Source organism: Streptomyces barringtoniae, from assembly GCF_020819595.1.
Lineage (GTDB): Bacteria > Actinomycetota > Actinomycetes > Streptomycetales > Streptomycetaceae > Streptomyces > Streptomyces barringtoniae.
In genome coordinates, this window is sequence record NZ_JAJHNP010000090.1 from 1 (window position 1) to 713 (window position 713).

1 protein-coding gene is annotated in these 713 nt (G+C 69.0%); it reads right to left on the reverse strand.

Annotated elements, in window-relative coordinates:
* Positions 1–713: acyltransferase domain-containing protein (locus LMU33_RS40840; RefSeq protein WP_228627176.1), on the reverse strand; the 713-nt coding region annotated here is incomplete at both ends.

Consider the following 713-nt stretch of genomic DNA (forward strand, 5'->3'; position numbering starts at 1 on the left):
TGTCGGCGGACTTGACCACCAACTGCTGTACTTCAGCGCCTCGTTCGGTGAGGGCCTGGGTCATGCCGGTCGCCAGTGATCCCTGGCTGTCCGGGGACGTCAGCAGCAGCCAGGTTCCGGAGAGCCGTGGGGCCGTCGAGCTGTCCGACAGCGGTTTCCAGACGACGCGGTACCGCCATCCGTCGAGGGTCGACGTCTCACGGCTCTGCCGCCGCCAGGACGACAGCACGGGCAGCACCTCGCTCAGGCGCTGGTCCCCGTCGACCTCCAGCTCGGCGGCCAGCGTCTCCCAGTCCTCCCGCTCCACCGCCTCCCAGAACAAGGCGTCCGTACGGTCCGTCGGCGATGCGGGCAGTGCCGTACGGGCAGCGGGCTCGGGCCAGTAGTTCTGGTGCTGGAAGGCGTAGGTGGGCAGGTCGACCCGGCGGGCACCGGTCCCGGCGAACACCGCCTTCCAGTCCACCGACACACCCTGCACGAACGCCTCACCCAACGACGCCAGGAAACGCTCCACTCCCCCGTCATCACGGCGCAGCGTCCCCACCACAGCAGCCTGCCGGCCCGCGTCCTCGACGCTCTCCTGCACCCCCATCGCCAGCACCGGATGCGCACTGCACTCCACGAACGCACCAAAACCCTGCTCCACCAGCACCCTTACAGCACCGTCGAGTTCGACCGTGCGACGCAGGTTGTCGAACCAGTACCCCGCCGCA